Here is a 17,298-nt window from a genome sequence, read left to right on the forward strand (position 1 = left end):
GCAGGCAGAATGGACGCCCATGGGGGATGACCGTTCTGCCTCATATCAGATCAGGCATTATCCCAAACGAAAATTCACAGACTGTGGTCTGCCGTCCAGACTGAGCTGCGCAATCGGTGCGGCAGTCTGGCTGATAACACGGCCACGTCGCACCACATAACGTCTGACCGGACGCAAACGTAGAGCCTCAACCGGGTCACGTGCATCCAGAATCACAAAGTCGGCGTGACAGCCTGGCTCCAACCCATACCCCTGCAAACCCAGTATCTGCGCGGGGTTGTGTGTGACCGCATCAAAGCACTGATGCATGGCGGCCTGCGACGTCATCTGCGCGACGTGTAAGCCCATAGACGCCACCTCCAGCATATCGCCTGCCCCCATGCTATACCAGGGATCCATCACACAATCATGCCCAAACGCGACCGGGATACCAAGCGCCAGCATTTCCGGCACCCTCGTCATACCACGCCGTTTGGGATAATGATCATGACGTCCCTGTAAAGTGATATTGATCAGCGGATTGGCGATGGCCGCCACACCGGCCTCCTTCATCAAGGGCAAGAGCTTACTGACATAATAATTATCCATAGAATGCATGGAAGTCAGATGCGAACCGGTAACCCGTCCTTGCATACCTAAGCGTTGTGCGTGGTAAACCAGGGTCTCGATGTGACGCGACATAGGGTCATCTGACTCATCGCAATGCATATCGACCATCAGCCCGCGCTCAGCTGCGAATTCACATAAAAGACGTATCGATTCTGCGCCATCCTGCATGGTGCGTTCAAAATGTGGGATACCACCCACCACGTCGACACCCAGCGCGATGGCACGCTGCAAATTAGTCCAGGCATCAGCACTGCGCAGCAATCCATCCTGAGGAAATGCGACCAGTTGCAAATCGAGATAAGGCGCCACCTGCTTTTTGACCTCAAGCAAGGCCTCCACCGCCAGCAAACGCGGATCGCAGATATCTACATGCGAACGTATCGCCAGCAAGCCCTTGGCAACCGCCCAGTCGCAATATTGCAGTGCACGCTCAATCAAGGCCTGCTGAGTCAGATGTGGTTTAAGCTCACCCCATAGCGCAATACCCTCCAACAGCGTACCGGATTGATTCACGCGCGGCTGTCCGTAACTGAGTACCGCATCCATATGAAAATGCGCATCGACAAAAGGCGGGCACAGTAAATCACCGCCCGCATCCAGCTCAGGGATGCCTGTCACTGCGATCGCGGGTTCGGTGGCAACGATCTTTCCATCCCTGACCAACATATCGATCTGACGACGGCCATCCGCTAAACTGGCGTTTCTCACGATGAGATCATTCATACTCGGTCCTTATCTGTCAGCAGACTGCCGGTCACAGGAGCGGCAAGTAAATACGTCTGCGCTGTTAATGTATAAAAAGTTTAACCGTAGTTGCGTAGCTGCGTCATAATCACGACCCAGAAAGGCAGGAATTTTATGGCAACAATGAAGCAGGTCGCAGAAAAAGCACGCGTTTCCACCACTACCGTTTCGCATGTCATCAATAACACCCGGGTGGTGAGTGAAGATGCGCGCGAACGTGTTTTGGCGGTAATTCAGGAACTGCGCTATATCCCAAGCGCCGTCGCCCGCAGCCTGAAAAATGATCGCACTCATACACTGGGCATGATGATACCGAATAACTCTAACCCTTATTTCGCGGAAGTGATACAGGGAATAGAAGACGCTTCGTTCAGGCTGGGTTACAACATCATCCTGTGTAATTCCTACGACGATCCCAAAAAACAGGCCGCCTATATTCGCGTGCTGATGGAAAAAAGAATAGATGGGCTAATCCTGGTTTCCTCGGGTTCGGATGAAGATCTGAGTCAGTTACTTGCGGATGAAGGTATTCCTAAAGTGCTGGTCGACCGGGAAGTGACCGGTGTGGCAGCTGACTTTATTGAAGCCGATCATGTGCAAGGTGGCTACGAAGCGACGCGCTATCTGCTGTCACTGGGGCATCGCAAAATCGCCTGTGTGGCCGGCCCCGACACCCTGCTGCCCAGTGGTGGTCGCGTGACAGGCTATATACAGGCACTGGAAGAGGCAGGCATCGCATTTCGCCCTGATTATCTGATTCATGCAGATTTCACCAGCCAGGGTGGATATAACGCATTTCAGCAATTACTGGCGCTGAATGACAGGCCGACAGCTATTTTTGCCAGCAATGATCTGATGGCGATTGGTGGTATTTGTGCCGCGAATTCCGCTGGCGTGAGCATACCGAAAGATTTATCGGTGATCGGTTACGACGATATTGCACTGGCTTCTTTCAGCAACCCGCCGCTAACCACGATCGCTCAGCCTAAACATGCAATCGGGCAGCTGACTGCACAAACCTTGGTCAAGCGTATCGCTGAGCCGGATGCACCGTTGCGCCGGGAAATGCTGAAGTCCTCGCTAATCATCCGGCAATCTACCGCAGCGCCAGTACAAGCCTGAAGCAGCTCAGAGCATCAGCAATGCAGGTAGCGATGCACTGAGCACCCGGTGCACTACCTGCAGCAGCAGCAAAGCGAGCAGCGGCGAAAAATCCAGGCCACCCAACGATGGCAAAATTTTGCGTATCGGGTTTAATAGCGGTTCATTCATCGCGCGGATTAAGGGTGCAAACGGCGCACTGGGATTGACCCAGCTAAAGATTGCCTCCAGTACCAGCAAGGCCATCAGTCCATATAAAACCCATTGCACCACACGGAACAGCGCCATGATCAATATAGCCTGCACCGGAAATTGTGCCAATACCCAAAAATCTACCAGCATCGCGACCAGGGCGACCAGGAAGGTCGCGATCAGACTGGCCCAGTCATAGCCTTTAAAACCGGGTACCAGGCGACGGATAGGATGCACCAGCCAGTCAGTCAGCTGAAATATCGCCTGCGCTAACGGAGCGGGTGGACGAACCCTCAGCACCTGCATCCAAAATCTCAACAACAGGAAACTGGCAAACAAGCCAGTGATCGTATCCACGACAAAGGTCAAAAGTTCATGCAGCACAGGTCGTCCTCAAAATAAAAAACCCACCGGGTGAAAATTCACGCAGTGGGTATTGTGCCTGAAGACTCACAGGCATCCAAGCAGTTCAGAATTACGCCGGACGATTTGCGCTGGTTGGGAATGGCCATGCTGCATTGGCATTCACAACTGCTTTCGCTTCAGCTGTTTTTTTCGTTGCTGTTTTTTTGGCGGCTGGCTTCGCTGCTGCTTTCGTTGCCTTCGCTACTGGCTTAGCGGCTACCTTCGTCGCTTTCGCTGCTGGCTTCGCTGCTGCCTTCGTCGCCTTCGCTACTTTAGCTGCTGGCTTGGCCACTGCTTTTGTTGCGGCCTTAGCTGCTGGTTTAGCTGCTGGTTTAGCTGCTGTTTTTTTCGCTGCTGGCTTAGCGGCTACCTTCGTCGCTTTTGCTACTTTAGCTGCTGGCTTCGCTGCTGCCTTCGTTGCTTTCGCTGCTGGCTTCGCTACTGCCTTGGTCGCCTTCGCTACTTTAGCTGCTGGCTTCGCTGCTGCCTTCGTTGCTTTCGCTGCTGGCTTCGCTACTGCCTTGGTCGCCTTCGCTACTTTAGCTGCTGGTTTAGCGGCTGCCTTCGTTGCCTTCGCTGCTGGTTTCGCGGCTGCTTTAGTCGCCTTTGCTGCTGGCTTTGCTGCTGCCTTCGTCGCCTTCGCTGCTGGCTTAGCGGCTACCTTTGTCGCTTTCGCTGCTGGCTTAGCTACTGCCTTTGTCGCCTTCGCTGCTGGCTTAGCTGCTGCCTTTGTCGCTTTCGCTGCTGGCTTCGCTACGGCTTTAGTCGCTTTCGCTGCTGGTTTAGCGGCTGCCTTCGTTGCTTTCGCTGCTGGCTTCGCTACGGCTTTAGTCGCTTTCGCTGCTGGTTTCGCTGCCGCTTTTTTTGCTGTCGCTTTTTTTGCCGGTGCTTTTTTACCAGCTGGTTCTGGCGAACCTGGCTGATCTTGTGGTGCTGTTGCCATTTTGTTTCTCCTTCAATTGAGATGGAAAAAAATCGGATAAAAGTTAAATCCGCTCTATCCTTTCAAGCGGATTATTCATCGGCGCAAACAGTCTGCTGGTTGCGCTAATGAATTCGGCACCGGCTGAACTGCTGCATCCCCTCTTGATGCAGCACTTCAGCCATATCGGTTTATCTATTCCTGCAGAATACATCAAACCAAAAAAAACGCCCGCGTTCTACGCCGGCGTCGGTATGTTTGACTTCCGAAAAGAACGACCAAAAGCCGCCATACCTGAATTTCTCAGGTAGTGCGGCACTGACAGTACAAATCTTTGTAGTCTGTGACTGTTCATTCGGTTTGGTGAGGCCTCTCGAGTTTTACATCTCGCGTTAGCCTTGAGTACTCCTTGGCAGGAATCCCGTGGTGCTGATTAAGCGTTTATTCCCAACTGAGGGCTCCACCGGTCTGGTACTCAATTACACGCGTCTCAAAAAAGTTGCGCTCTTTTTTCAGGTCTATCATTTCGCTCATCCAAGGGAAAGGATTTTCTTCCTGAGGGAACAAAGTTTCGAGACCAATTTGTTGTGCTCTGCGATTTGCGATGAAGCGCAAATATCCTTTAAACATAGGCGCATTTAATCCAAGCACTCCACGCGGCATTGTATCCTCTGCGTAGCGATATTCCAACTCCACCGCGCGCAAAAACAACGATTTAATTTCATCTCTGAATTCAGGTGTCCACAAATGTGGATTTTCCATCTTAATCGTATTGATCAGATCGATCCCGAAATTGCAGTGCATCGATTCATCACGCAAAATGTATTGATACTGTTCTGCTGCGCCCATCATTTTATTCTGACGACCCAAAGCCAGAATTTGTGTGAAGCCCACATAGAAAAACAGACCTTCCATCAAACATGCAAACACGATCAATGAACGCAGCAAAGTCTGATCTGCTTCTGTGGTGCCGGTTTTGAATTCAGGATTGGTCAGTACGTCGATGAAAGGAATCAGGAACTGATCTTTATCACGGATCGATTCCACTTCATTGTAGGCGTTAAAAATCTCACCTTCATCCAAGCCCAGCGATTCAACGATGTATTGATATGCATGAGTATGAATCGCTTCTTCAAATGCCTGGCGCAGCAGATACTGACGGCATTCCGGCGCAGTAATGTGACGGTAAGTACCGAGCACAATATTATTGGCAGCCAGCGAATCAGCAGTCACAAAAAAACCCAGATTGCGCTTCACCAGACGACGCTCATCTTCAGATAAGCCATTCGGGCTTTTCCACAGTTCGATGTCGCGCTGCATATTAATTTCCTGCGGCATCCAGTGATTTGCGCAACCGGCCAGATATTTGTCCCAGGCCCATTTGTACTTAAATGGTACCAGCTGATTCACATCAGTCTGACCATTGATAATGCGCTTGTCTGCGGCATTCACGCGACGCGCAGTTTCATCAGCGGCTGCCGGTTTGCTGACCAGCGCCGGGCTCAGCGCGATATCCTGCGTTTGCAAACGGGCTTGCAGTTCCGGTGTGGCAGTTGGTTTCGGTGCCGGCGCAGCCGGGGTGGCCTCATCATCCCAAGATAACATTTCACTATTCCTTACATTGTTGGGTACTGAAGCAGCGGAAGCAGTGTCTTATGGCCTGCTCCACATCTGCTGTCATTACACAGAAGTGACAGTCTGCTGACTGTCACAGGTTGATACAATCAAGCTGCATTTATTACTGGCAAGCTTCACATTCTTCAAAGCCAGGATCACCCGGACGCAGATAGCAAGCGGCACCCTCTGCTTCCGGCGCCACTGCCGGGGCTGCTGCCACTGGAGCAGCACTGAATGCACCGGCCCCACCATCTACCGCAACCGCATTCAAGGCACCTGTTTTGGTGGTCGATTTTTCTGTATGGGTAGCACCGATGGTACGCAGGTAGTAAGTCGTTTTCAGACCACGCAGCCAGGCCAGCTTGTACGTTTCGTCGAGCTTCTTACCGGATGCGCCAGCCATATAGATATTCAGGGATTGCGCCTGATCTATCCATTTTTGACGGCGCGATGCAGCTTCCACCAGCCAGGATGGGCTGACTTCAAATGCAGTCGCATACAATTCGCGCAGATCCTGAGGAATCCGGTCTATGCGTGCCAGGCTGCCGTCGAAGTATTTCAGATCGGCGATCATGACTTCATCCCACAGACCACGCAGTTTCAGATCACGCACCAGGTATTCATTGATCTCAGTAAATTCACCCGACAAGTTGGATTTCACGTACAGATTCTGGTAGGTCGGCTCGATACAGGCTGAGACACCAATAATATTCGAGATGGTCGCAGTCGGTGCGATCGCCACGCAGTTCGAGTTACGCATACCGTGTTGCTTGATACGCTCACGTACCACTGTCCAATCCATGGATTCGCTGAAATCCGCTTCCAGATAACCGCCGCGTTCTTCCATCAAGAGCTTGAGCGAGTCTTGTGGCAGGATGCCACGATCCCACAACGAACCTTTATACGAGCTGTAAGTGCCGCGTTCTTCGGCCAGCTCAGTCGATGCCAGGTAAGCGTAGTAGCAGACAGCTTCCATCGAGGTATCAGCAAATTGCACTGCTTCGTTGGATGCATATGGCACACGCATGATGTGCAGGCAATCCTGGAAGCCCATGATACCCATGCCGACCGGACGGTGACGCAGATTGGATTCGCGTGCTTTCTGTACCGCATAGTAGTTAATATCAATCACGTTATCCAGCATACGCATCGCTGTGCGTATGGTTTTTTGCAGTTTGACGTGATCGAGTTTGCCATCCTTCATGTGCGCTGGCAGATTGACCGAGCCCAGATTACATACAGCGATTTCACTTTCATTCGTATTCAAGGTGATTTCGGTACACAGATTCGAGGAGTGCACCACACCGACGTGCTGCTGCGGGCTGCGGATATTGCAAGGATCCTTGAATGTGATCCATGGATGTCCGGTTTCAAATAACATGGACAACATTTTGCGCCACAGGTCGAGTGCCGGGATTTTTTTCGACAGTTCGATCTCGCCGCTGGCGGCTTTAGCTTCGTAAGCAAGGTAAGCACTTTCAAATGCCTTACCGAATTTATCATGCAGATCCGGTACGTCAGATGGGGAGAACAGCGTCCAGTCACCTTTTTCCATTACACGTTTCATGAACAGATCCGGAATCCAGTTAGCCGTGTTCATGTCATGCGTACGGCGGCGGTCATCACCGGTGTTCTTACGCAAGTCGAGGAATTCCTCAATATCCATGTGCCAGGTTTCGAGGTAGGCGCAGACTGCGCCTTTACGCTTACCACCTTGATTGACTGCAACCGCAGTATCGTTGACCACTTTCAGGAAAGGCACCACGCCCTGTGATTTTCCATTCGTGCCTTTAATATGGGCGCCCAATGAGCGTACCGGTGTCCAGTCATTGCCCAGACCACCTGCGTATTTCGCCAGCAAGGCATTTTCTTTGAGCGCATCATAAATACCGGCCAGATCATCCGACACGGTAGTCAGATAGCAGGACGACAATTGCGAACGTTGTGTGCCGGAGTTAAACAGCGTCGGTGTCGAACTCATAAAGTCAAAGCTGGACAGCAAATGGTAGAACTCAATCGCACGTGCGGTACGGTCTTTTTCTTCCAGCGCCAGGCCCATCGCCACACGCATATAGAAAGCCTGAGGCATTTCAATACGGGTACCACGGATGTGCAGGAAATAACGGTCATACAGAGTCTGCAAACCGATATAGCTGAATTGCAGATCACGATCAGCCACCAGTGCTTTAGCCAGCGTAGCCAGGTCAAATTCAGCCAGACGGGTATCGAGCAGATCCGCTTCTATCCCTTTGCGGATAAATTCAGGGAAGTAAGTGATGTATTCAGCAGCCGCATCATTCTGTGCGACTTCTTTGCCAAACACTTCTTTACGTACTGTGTGCAGCAACAGACGGGAAGTCACCTGGCTGTAAGCCGGTTCTTTTTCCATCAGGGCACGTGCGGCCAGAATTGCAGATTTATGCAGTTCTTCAACCGGTACGCCGTCGTACAGATTTTTCAGGGTTTCAGTCAGGATCGCTTCTGCGTCGGCCAGTTTATCCAGACCGATACAGGCAGCCGCGATCATGGCACGTACTTTTTCTACGTCCAGCACGACCTTTTCGCCATCGATCACAACATGGATCTGTGGCAGACTGGCCTGGGACGCACGCTGGGCTTCCTGTGCCAGGCGGCGCTCTTCCTGGTGCTTGGCACGATACAACACATAGGCGCGCGCGACATCGTGCTCACCCGAACGCATCAATGCGAGCTCGACCTGATCCTGGATATCTTCAATATGAAACGTGCCTCCGGTAGGCTGTCTGCGCATCAGCGCAGCAACTACTGTCGCAGTTAATTGCTCAACCAGTTCACGGACACGTGCCGAGGCCGCGCCCTGACCGCCATTCACTGCGAGAAAGGCCTTAGTCATCGCAATGGCAATTTTTGATGGCTCAAAACCAACGACTGCGCCATTACGACGGATCACCATGTATTGACTGAATTGGCCGCTGGACGCAGCAGATCCGCTAACAGGATTGAGCAGACCAGGAATATCGGAATGAGTCAGCGTGGATGTTTCGGTTGAAGAGTGCATTGAGCCTCCGGTTCAGTAATTTCTGGGCGCCGCACTGCATACAGTGTAGGCAGCACGACGAGGGATTAATTGGGTACAGCGCTTTACGACAGACTGCCTGACATAGCTGCATGCTATGTAAATCTCATCTTTGTGTAACAGTTAATGCTAGAGGGGGATGTGAAGCAAGAAAGGTAAAACATAGAATTCATCATGAGATCAAACACTAGATATAGTGCATATTTTCTCAACAGCCCTAATTCTAGTGTCACACTGCGGCAGTAGCAAGCGCTTTCTGATTGAAAAAATATTTATTTTTTTGATGAAAATTCCCCGCAGGGAATTGACTTTCTGAGGCTCACAGAAAATGCCGTCCCGCACTGCAAGTGAGCACTAACAGAAAGCCATTTCAGATCAGATTAACGTGAGAAGGAGGACTTGACGAACAGCATAAGCATGCTTTTACAAAGCACTGCATTCTGCCCGATTTATTGTATTTTTAACTTCTGTATTTGATAGCGTAACTGCCGGAAACTGACTCCCAGCAATTCTGCTGCCTGAGTCCGGTTCTGATAGGTCTGCTGTAAAGCACGGCGTATCATTTCACGCTCCACCTGCTCCAGAAAGTCGGGCAGAGAACAAGGCAAGGCAGGCAAGGCCAATTCCGACAGGAGTTCCGCTGTCGCAGGTGCAGTGCCAGAATCGAGGGCACTGCCGCTGCCTGTCGGCGCCGCTGCAACTGAAACAGACGCGGCATGTGGCTCACTGCGTGTGCCACGCAACATCAGATCGCCGGGTTCTATACAACCATCGTTGGCAAATGCCAGCGCCCGTTCCAAAATATTTTCCAACTCACGGACATTGCCAGGAAAATCATATTGCAACAAAGCCTGCAATGCAGCCGGTGCCAGACTGACTGGCGTTTGTGCCAGCCTGGTCAGCATGCCTTGCGCCAGCTCTGGTATATCTTCCAAACGTTGGCGCAACGGCGGCAAATGCAGTTCTATCACGTTCAGGCGGTAATACAAATCCTGACGGAAGCGCCCTTCTTCGACACAACGAGCCAGATTCTGATGGGTCGCGCTGATAATCCTGACATCGACAGATTCTTCCGTCGTAGAGCCGATTTTACGGATACGACGCTCCTGGATGGCACGCAGCAATTTGACCTGCATCGCAAGTGGCAAATCAGCGACCTCGTCCAGCATCAGGGTGCCGCCATTCGCGGCCTGAAAAAATCCATCCCTGTCATCCACCGCACCGGTGAACGCCCCTTTGCGATAGCCAAAAAACTCGGCTTCCATCAGGTTCTCCGGAATCGCACCACAGTTCACCGCGACAAATGCCTGTGCGGCACGCGCGCTGGTCTTGTGAATTTCACGTGCAGCCAGTTCTTTTCCGCTGCCGGATTCACCGGTAATAATCACCGGTGCCATACTGCGCGCCAGCCTGTCGATCTGGCTGCGCACCATCTGCATCCCTGCTGAACTGCCGATCAGGAAGGAAGGTGCACGCTGACCGGCATCGTGAGCACTGCTGACCGGTGCAACCGCCACTTCATGCATTTCCAGCGCAGAGCGCACCAGCTTACGCAAATGATCAAGCGCAACCGGTTTGGACACGTAATCAAAAGCACCCGCCTTGAGCGCAACAACAGCATTGTCAGCACTGCCGAAAGCAGTAATCACGGCAATCGGTGTATTCTTATCGCTGGCACTCAACTCCTCTACCAACTCCATCCCCGATCCGTCGGGCAAACGCATATCCGTTAATACCAGAGAATAGGTATTTTTTTGCAGATAACTGCGTGCCACGCTGAGATTCTCCGCACTGTCGACATCAAGCCCCATTTTAATCAGGGTAATCTCTAGCAGCTCACGCAAATGAGCTTCATCGTCGACGACTAGGATTTTTGGGCAACTGTTAGTGTGGTTCACGATGACACCGTCAATCCTGAGAAATTAATCACAAAACGACCGCTAGGCTCAGCCGAGTCATCCTGGCTATCATCAACGCGGTATTCATAATCGAGTAAAGAACGGTTATTCAGACACAGTTCACGCGCCATATACAGCCCCAGACCGGTGCCCATACGCGAGGTTGTGTAAAACGGTTCAAACAGATGCGCCCTCACGTCGTAGCTGATCGCCGGGCCATCATCCTGGATATGCAATTCCTGTCTGCCATTCGGGCTGGTCATGGCATGCAGCTGGATACTTCCAGGCTGACCACTGGCATAGCGTACCGCGTTCGACAGTAAGTTGGTCAATACTTCAAACAAATGTCCGGGATCAAAAGTGACTTGAAAATCCACCTCATCGCTGATCAGTATGAGCCCGGGAGCTATGCTGCGGGTCTCACTGAAATCCTGCACACACTCACGTACCACCCGCATCAGCGGATAGGCTTCGACATCGGTTCTTGCTTTACGCGACAACTTGAGTATATCTTCAATCAACTGATTCAGACGGGCGACATTATCATCGACGATACGCAGCAGACGCCTTGCCTGTGGATTTTCAGGCTGCAACTGGCTTAAATCCTCATTGAGTAACGAAGCTGCATACGAAATGGACGACAAGGGATTCCTGACTTCATGCGCAATACTGGCGGTTAAACGTCCCATCGACGCCAGCTTCAGTTGCTGAGCCTGATTTTCTATGTCAGAGACATCCTGCATGAAGACGATGGTATAGCGTCGGTCCAGCGCCTGCTGTGCAGACAAAGGCAAGAGATGGCTATCCTCGACCAGAATAAAACGCAACTTCAGATGCGTGACAAAATGAGGACGTTCCGCACGCAATCCGAAACTGCTGACCTCAAAGCCCGACTTCAAGCCAGCACGCCCCTCATCCAGATAACAGGGTATAGACACAAAAGAAATATCATCCTCAGGATTCCGTCCCGGCCCGCTGATACTGCGCTGACGCATATCAGCCAGAGTCTCGGCCATCGGCCTGAGGGCGACAATATTGGCCAGCTTAATGCCCAGCATTTCTTTAGTCAGGTTACCGCCCAGCATACGCTCTGCGGCCGGATTAATTTCAAACACGCGGCCAGAATGATCCAGCACCAGGATGCCATCCCCCATATCAGCGATCACCAGCCGGTTAATCGCCTGTTGCATTGCTAACTCATTGCCACGCTGGGTAGCGAGTTGCTCCTGGCGGATCAGATTACTGGCCAGACGACTCACGACATAAATCACCGCAAAATACGATGCGCCAAACAAGCCAGCCTGTGACACCAGATTGCCATCATTCAGTTCCAGCGCGCGATATACCCCTTCCACCAACAGAAACAGACTGACAATAGCGCAGAAAAAGAAAGCCCAGATCAGGGGTGCCAGGATGGCCACACCAGCCAGCGGAAACATAAACAGGATGCTCAGTCCGCCCCGTCCACCGCCTGAGCCCAGATAGAGGAGGGAAATGACAAGCAAATCGACCACGATCTGCGCCAGCAACTGAACAACAAAGTGCCGCTGATGAAAAAAACGGATCAGCGTAAAACCAATGCTGGCAAACAGATAGGCAAAACAAATATCTTTGGCTAGCAGATGACTGAAAACCCAAATATCTTTCGTACTGCGCAGATTCAGTAAAAGCAATAAGCAAGCCGCGATGATGATGCGCGAGATATTGAAGGTCTGCAACGAGCGCCAGAACGAAGGCGATGGATTGGATAATCCGGAAAAAGAAGCCGGCATCGTGCTGTTTAATGCGTATGCAAATCAGCGTGCGCCGCGCTGCAGAAGTGCAGTTCACCACGCAGCACTGCTTCAGAAACCGGCACATACAACTGACAATGTGCGCAACTGACCATATCCTCGGCGTCTCTTACCGCATGACCGGGAGCTGCCGATGGCGACGAAGATGGTTCGGCCTCAGGCGGTGTCTGAAATGTGCGGGACTGCATGTCACGTGCTTTTTTCTTTAACGCCAGAATCACCAACACACCCAGCACCAGCCACAAAATAATTCTCATACCAGACTCCGGTGCAATAGCACTTCAAGCACAAAACGACTGCCTACATAGGCCAGTAACAACACCAAAAAACCAGACAGTGTAAAACTGAGCACCGTCTTGCCACGCCAGCCACGCCATTGACGCCCCAGTAACAGGGTGCCGAACAACGCCCAGGAAAACAACGATAAGACGGTCTTATGATCCCATTTGAACGCGATACCCAATACCTGTTCCGAAAAAACGATACCGGAAAACACAGTCAGCGTCAGCAAGACAAAGCCCACCGTAATCAGGCGGAACAAGACTTTTTCCATCGTCAGCAAGGCGGGCAACTGATCCAGTAACTGATTCAGCCATGGGCTGACAGGCTGCGCACGAAGTTTGTGCAAATGCTTATCCTGCAAGCTCATGATCGCAGCATGAAACGCAGCGATGGTCAGCGTGCTGTAGGCCAGCAAAGCAATGGCTACATGCCACGGAAACATCTGGGTTTTTCCGGCCAACGGAATCAGGCTGCCCGGAAACAAGGCGGTCAGACTGACCGCAAGCATAGCTGGCGGCAGCAGGAGTATTTTCAAACCACCCAAGGCAAAGCTGCGATTCTCCAACACATAAGCACTGACTGTCATCCATAAAGCGGCGGACAACATCACTGCAAAGCCAACCCGCAAGGCATCACCCGTGAATACATGACTACACAAAGAGATCGCATGCACCAGCCAGGCAACAGCCGTCAGCGCTGCAGCAGCGCGCACTTGTCGTAATGGCAGCAGGAGCGCAGCCAGATACAGGGCCGCGGACAGAATAGGTAAATAGATTTGCATCATCTAAGTTTACACTATCTGCAATTGCTTTTTTTGATTTCCACCAATAGCACAAGGCGATGCATAGCTTGCCTAAGCAAGCGCATCACAAAAAGAAATTATCAAAAAAGTAAATTCAAAGCTACTCCCATGGAATGCCAAGCAAAATTTCCAGCATTTTCAGACTTTTTTGAACTTTTTCACAGTAATTCACACTAAACTGCGCGCCTTCCGGTATGCCGGATTGCCCCAAGGGACAGAAATTTTATTTCACACTTTCAGATAAATACAAAGATGAAAAAGACACTTCTTACGCTGGCTGTGCTCAGCACTGCCTCAGTCGCTTATGCCGACGAAGGTATGTGGATGCCACAACAATTGCCGCAAGTTGCGAAGCAGCTCAAAGCAGCTGGTCTGCAACTCGATCCGAAAAACCTGACCAAACTGACTGAGTTCCCGATGGGCGCCATCGTCAGCCTGGGCGGCTGTTCGGCTTCTTTCGTCTCACCTCAGGGTTTGGTTGCGACCAACCACCACTGCGTGTATGGCAGCGTCGCTTATAACTCCAAACCAGGCCGTGATTTGCTGGCCAATGGCTTCCTGGCGAATACCTTGGAAGAAGAATTGCCGGCTCAGCCAGGTTCACGTATCTTCGTGACCAAAGAAGTCAATAATGTCACCGACAAAATCATCGACAAAGACACGGCCAAACTGACCGGCAAAAAACGTGTCGATGCGATCGAAAAGAATTCCAAAGCACTGGTTTCCGCCTGTGAAAAAGACGAAGGCCATCGTTGCAACGTCTACCCTTACTACGGTGGACTCGAGTTCTACATGATCAAACAGATGGAAATCCGCGACGTGCGTCTGGTGCATGCACCGGCTGAAGGTGTAGGCAAATTCGGTGGCGATACCGATAACTGGATGTGGCCACGTCACACCGGCGACTACGGCTTCTACCGCGCCTATGTGAGCAAAGATGGTAAGGCCGCTGATTACAGCAAAGATAACGTTCCTTACGTTCCTAAGCACTTCCTGAAACTGGCAAAAGATGGCTTGAAAGAAGGCGATTTCGTGATGGTTCTGGGCTACCCTGGCCGCACTAACCGTCACCGTCTGCCATCCGAAGTGGCGTACACCTTTGACTGGAACTATCCGGCATTCGTGAAATCGTCCGGTGAAACACTGGCGATCATCGCTAAGGAAACCGCAGGTAATGACGATGCGCGCCTCAAGTATGCAAGTCAGGTTGCCGGCATCAATAATTACTACAAAAACCGTCAGGGTATGCTCGACAGCTACGCTGGCAGCGATTTCCTGGCTCGCAAAACCAAAGAACACGAAGAGCTGAAAGCCTGGGTCAACAGCAATCCGGAACGTGCTAAACAGTTTGGCGAAGATCTGGTTCAGGTTGAAAAACTAATCGCAGCACGCGATGCTCAAAGCAAGCAGGAATTCTATCTGGGCAGCTCCTTCCCACGCCTGTTAGGCACAGCACGTACGCTGTACCGTCTGGCCAACGAACGTGTCAAACCGGATGCGGAACGTAAAGCAGGCTTCCAGGAACGTGATCTGCCGCGCTTTAAAGCGGGTGTGGAAAGCCTGGAACGCAGTTATGTGGAAAGCGTAGACAAGGCACTGGTACTGAATAACCTGAAAAAATATGCAGCGCAATCTAAAGCGGAACGCAATGCAGATTTTGATGCAGCGATCGATATCGCCGATAACATGTCAGAAGCAGATCTGAAAGCATTGCTGGATAAGATCTATGCAGGCAGCAAACTGGCTGACAAAGCAGCACGCAGCGCATGGCTGGCGGCAAAACCGGCAGACTTCAAAGCCAGCGATGACAGTTTCATCAAAGCTGCAGTCGCTATGTATGACGGCTTTATGAAACGCGAAGCTGAAGATGAAGAACTGGGCGGTAAAATTCAGCAAGCCTATGCTAACTACATGAAAGCAAAAATCGCTTACATGACCAGCAAAGGCCAGGCTGTATATCCGGATGCAAACAGCACCCTGCGCGTCACGTTCGGTAAAGTTGCTGGCCGCGATCACGGCACCGCCGATGGCTTGGCATGGTCTGCATTCACAACTGTCAACGGTATCCCACCGAAGGCAACTGGCAAAGGTGAGTTCAATGCGCCAGCAGCACAACTGGCAGCAATCAAAGCCAAAGACTTTGGTAAATATGTTGATCCTCACCTGAAAGCGGTACCGCTGGCTTATCTGGCGACGCTCGACATCACCGGTGGTAACTCAGGCTCCGCAGCGCTGAATGCCAAAGGTGAATTTATCGGTCTGGCCTTCGATGGCACGCTGGATTCCATCATCTCTGACTGGGACTTCAACAAAGCCAATACCCGCTCTATTCAAGTCGATCTGCGCTACATGCTGTGGCAAATGAAACACGTGGATAAAGCAGACAAACTGATCAAGGAAATGGGCGCAGAATAATCTCTGCCAGTTCCATGCTGATCCTGAAAGCCCCCGTTGCACACGGGGGCTTTTTTCACTTCATCATACAAGTAGTCGTGCATCGTCTATCGTCAGCAAGCAGCTGAATGCACTACGCCACTACAAAGCGATTTGATATTTTTTCAGTTTGTCGTACAGCGTCTTTTTTGGAATGCCTAAGGCCTCTGCGGCAGCGGCAACCTGACACTGGTGCTTGTGCAACGCCTCGGAAATCAGTGAAATTTCCATCAGCTCCAGCTGACGCGGCAAGCTGTCCGGTGCAGCATCCATTGTCAGGGCCTGCGTATTTTGCTGCTCACTGACAAGCAGATCGACTAAACCCAGCACCAACTGATCGGCAAAATTACGCAATTCCCGGACATTGCCTGGCCACTCTTTTTGCTGCCACGTCTGCATCTGTGCAGAAGTCCAGACCGGCAAAGGACGAGAGAAACGCTGCGCCGATGCTTGTACAAAGTGGGCCAGCAATAAAGGAATGTCTTCGCGTCTTTCCTGCAAACGCGGCAAGGCAAGCTGGACTATCGCGAGTCGGAAATACAAATCTTCCCGGAATTGATTCTGTGCGGCCAGCGCCAGCAAATCGGTCTTAGTGGCCGCAATGATGCGGCAATCGAGGTCGATCAATGCATTACCACCCAGCCGCTCCAGCTTACGCTCCTGCAATACACGCAGCAGCTTGACTTGCAAAGCCAGCGGCATGCTTTCTATCTCATCCAGAAATACTGTGCCGCCATTCGCATACTCAAGCTTACCGATGCGACGCTTTTGCGCACCGGTAAAGGCACCGGCTTCGTGCCCGAAGATTTCACTCTCGAATACCGACTCTGGCAAGGCACCGCAATTAATAGCGACAAACTCTCCTGTCCTGCCACTGGCCAGATGCAGCTGACGCGCCACCACCTCCTTGCCGGTACCGGTGGCACCATGTATCAAGACATCCGCCTGGGTCGGCCCGATATGCCGGATAAACTGTCGCAATTTCTCCATGCCTGCGCTTTGCCCTATCAGTTCCGGCGTCGCCGGATGGCGTGCCAGGGTCTGACGCAACTGACGGTTTTCCAGCACCAGACGGCGCTTTTCCTGTGCCCGGCTGCAGGTTTCTATCAGGCGCTCGGCGGAAAATGGCTTCTCTATAAAATCATAGGCACCACTGCGCATGGCCGATACCGCCATGCGTACGTCGCCATGCCCGGTGATCAGTATCACGGGTAAATCTTTATCCAATGCGCCGATTTTTTCCAGTCCATCCAGCCCGGACATTCCAGGCAGCCGCACGTCACTCACGACTATGCCTTCAAAACCAGCATATATATCAGGCAATGCCTGCTCCAGCGCGGCATAGGCGCTGACTTCAAAGCCACCCAGTTCCAGACTTTGAGTGGTCGCCAGCCTGACCGCCTGCTCATCCTCTATCAATATCACACGTGCTAATGTCACTTTAT

The 17,298-nt window shown here is 51.8% G+C and carries 12 protein-coding genes; 2 read left to right on the forward strand and 10 right to left on the reverse strand.

Going from position 1 to position 17,298, the window contains the following annotated elements; genetic code table 11:
* Window positions 1-57 precede the first annotated feature (57 nt).
* Complete coding sequence (locus H8K47_RS07345; RefSeq protein WP_186880755.1) at window positions 58-1,332, reverse strand: amidohydrolase family protein; 1,275 nt, start codon at window positions 1,330-1,332, stop codon at window positions 58-60.
* Window positions 1,333-1,467: 135 nt separating this feature from the next.
* Here H8K47_RS07345 and H8K47_RS07350 point away from each other — a divergent pair, with 135 nt between their 5' ends.
* Window positions 1,468-2,475 carry a LacI family DNA-binding transcriptional regulator gene (locus tag H8K47_RS07350; protein WP_186880756.1) on the forward strand — a complete coding sequence of 336 codons (1,008 nt, stop codon included), beginning with the start codon at window positions 1,468-1,470 and terminating at the stop codon, window positions 2,473-2,475.
* 6 nt (window positions 2,476-2,481) lie between these two features.
* Here H8K47_RS07350 and H8K47_RS07355 read toward each other — a convergent pair whose 3' ends face one another.
* The 8 genes from H8K47_RS07355 to H8K47_RS07390 form a co-directional block, all read right to left on the reverse strand.
* A complete protein-coding gene (locus H8K47_RS07355) occupies window positions 2,482-3,030 on the reverse strand; it encodes a YggT family protein (RefSeq protein ID WP_186880757.1) in 549 nt (182 codons plus the stop codon).
* 91 nt (window positions 3,031-3,121) lie between these two features.
* On the reverse strand, window positions 3,122-3,994 hold the full coding sequence (locus H8K47_RS07360; RefSeq protein ID WP_186880758.1) for a hypothetical protein: 873 nt from the start codon (window positions 3,992-3,994) through the stop codon (window positions 3,122-3,124).
* Window positions 3,995-4,414: 420 nt separating this feature from the next.
* The gene (locus tag H8K47_RS07365; RefSeq protein WP_186880759.1) at window positions 4,415-5,578 is read right to left on the reverse strand and encodes a ribonucleotide-diphosphate reductase subunit beta; all 1,164 of its coding nucleotides are present in this window, start codon (window positions 5,576-5,578) and stop codon (window positions 4,415-4,417) included.
* A 133-nt stretch (window positions 5,579-5,711) separates the two neighbouring features.
* Window positions 5,712-8,627, reverse strand: coding sequence for a ribonucleoside-diphosphate reductase subunit alpha (locus tag H8K47_RS07370; RefSeq protein WP_186880760.1), 2,916 nt, complete (start codon window positions 8,625-8,627; stop codon window positions 5,712-5,714).
* Window positions 8,628-9,094: 467 nt separating this feature from the next.
* Window positions 9,095-10,516 (reverse strand): sigma-54-dependent transcriptional regulator, encoded by a 1,422-nt coding sequence (locus H8K47_RS07375; protein ID WP_186880877.1) that lies wholly within the window; start codon window positions 10,514-10,516, stop codon window positions 9,095-9,097.
* A gap of 23 nt (window positions 10,517-10,539) precedes the next feature.
* Window positions 10,540-12,315: a sensor histidine kinase gene (locus tag H8K47_RS07380; protein ID WP_186880761.1), complete on the reverse strand. Its 1,776-nt coding sequence runs from the start codon at window positions 12,313-12,315 to the stop codon at window positions 10,540-10,542.
* Between the two features lie 8 nt (window positions 12,316-12,323).
* Entirely contained in the window at window positions 12,324-12,593 is a 270-nt protein-coding gene (locus tag H8K47_RS07385; RefSeq protein WP_186880762.1) for a PP0621 family protein, read from the reverse strand.
* Window positions 12,590-13,399, reverse strand: a complete 810-nt coding sequence (locus tag H8K47_RS07390; RefSeq protein WP_186880878.1) for a cytochrome C assembly family protein — start codon at window positions 13,397-13,399, stop codon at window positions 12,590-12,592. Before H8K47_RS07390 ends, H8K47_RS07385 begins: the two co-directional genes overlap by 4 nt.
* A 273-nt stretch (window positions 13,400-13,672) precedes the next feature.
* Between H8K47_RS07390 and H8K47_RS07395 the strand changes: the two genes are divergently transcribed.
* Window positions 13,673-15,835: a S46 family peptidase gene (locus H8K47_RS07395; RefSeq protein ID WP_186880763.1), complete on the forward strand. Its 2,163-nt coding sequence runs from the start codon at window positions 13,673-13,675 to the stop codon at window positions 15,833-15,835.
* Between the two features lie 120 nt (window positions 15,836-15,955).
* Here H8K47_RS07395 and H8K47_RS07400 read toward each other — a convergent pair whose 3' ends face one another.
* Window positions 15,956-17,293 carry a sigma-54-dependent transcriptional regulator gene (locus H8K47_RS07400; protein ID WP_329604152.1) on the reverse strand — a complete coding sequence of 446 codons (1,338 nt, stop codon included), beginning with the start codon at window positions 17,291-17,293 and terminating at the stop codon, window positions 15,956-15,958.
* Window positions 17,294-17,298 lie beyond the last annotated feature (5 nt).

Origin of the sequence: Cognatundibacterium rugosum (assembly GCF_014284365.1) — a bacterium.
In the GTDB taxonomy this organism is placed as follows: Bacteria; Pseudomonadota; Gammaproteobacteria; order Burkholderiales; family Burkholderiaceae_D; genus Undibacterium; species Undibacterium rugosum.

What these genes read in the sequence shown, in the direction of transcription:
- H8K47_RS07370 (WP_186880760.1), bottom strand. Translation starts at nt 8,627, where the DNA reads ATGCACTCTTCAACCGAAACATCCACGCTGACTCATTCCGATATTCCT.
- H8K47_RS07390 (WP_186880878.1), bottom strand. Translation starts at nt 13,399, where the DNA reads ATGCAAATCTATTTACCTATTCTGTCCGCGGCCCTGTATCTGGCTGCG.
- H8K47_RS07385 (WP_186880762.1), bottom strand. Translation starts at nt 12,593, where the DNA reads ATGAGAATTATTTTGTGGCTGGTGCTGGGTGTGTTGGTGATTCTGGCG.
- H8K47_RS07365 (WP_186880759.1), bottom strand. Translation starts at nt 5,578, where the DNA reads ATGTTATCTTGGGATGATGAGGCCACCCCGGCTGCGCCGGCACCGAAA.
- H8K47_RS07380 (WP_186880761.1), bottom strand. Translation starts at nt 12,315, where the DNA reads ATGCCGGCTTCTTTTTCCGGATTATCCAATCCATCGCCTTCGTTCTGG.
- H8K47_RS07350 (WP_186880756.1), top strand. Translation starts at nt 1,468, where the DNA reads ATGGCAACAATGAAGCAGGTCGCAGAAAAAGCACGCGTTTCCACCACT.
- H8K47_RS07395 (WP_186880763.1), top strand. Translation starts at nt 13,673, where the DNA reads ATGAAAAAGACACTTCTTACGCTGGCTGTGCTCAGCACTGCCTCAGTC.
- H8K47_RS07360 (WP_186880758.1), bottom strand. Translation starts at nt 3,994, where the DNA reads ATGGCAACAGCACCACAAGATCAGCCAGGTTCGCCAGAACCAGCTGGT.
- H8K47_RS07345 (WP_186880755.1), bottom strand. Translation starts at nt 1,332, where the DNA reads ATGAATGATCTCATCGTGAGAAACGCCAGTTTAGCGGATGGCCGTCGT.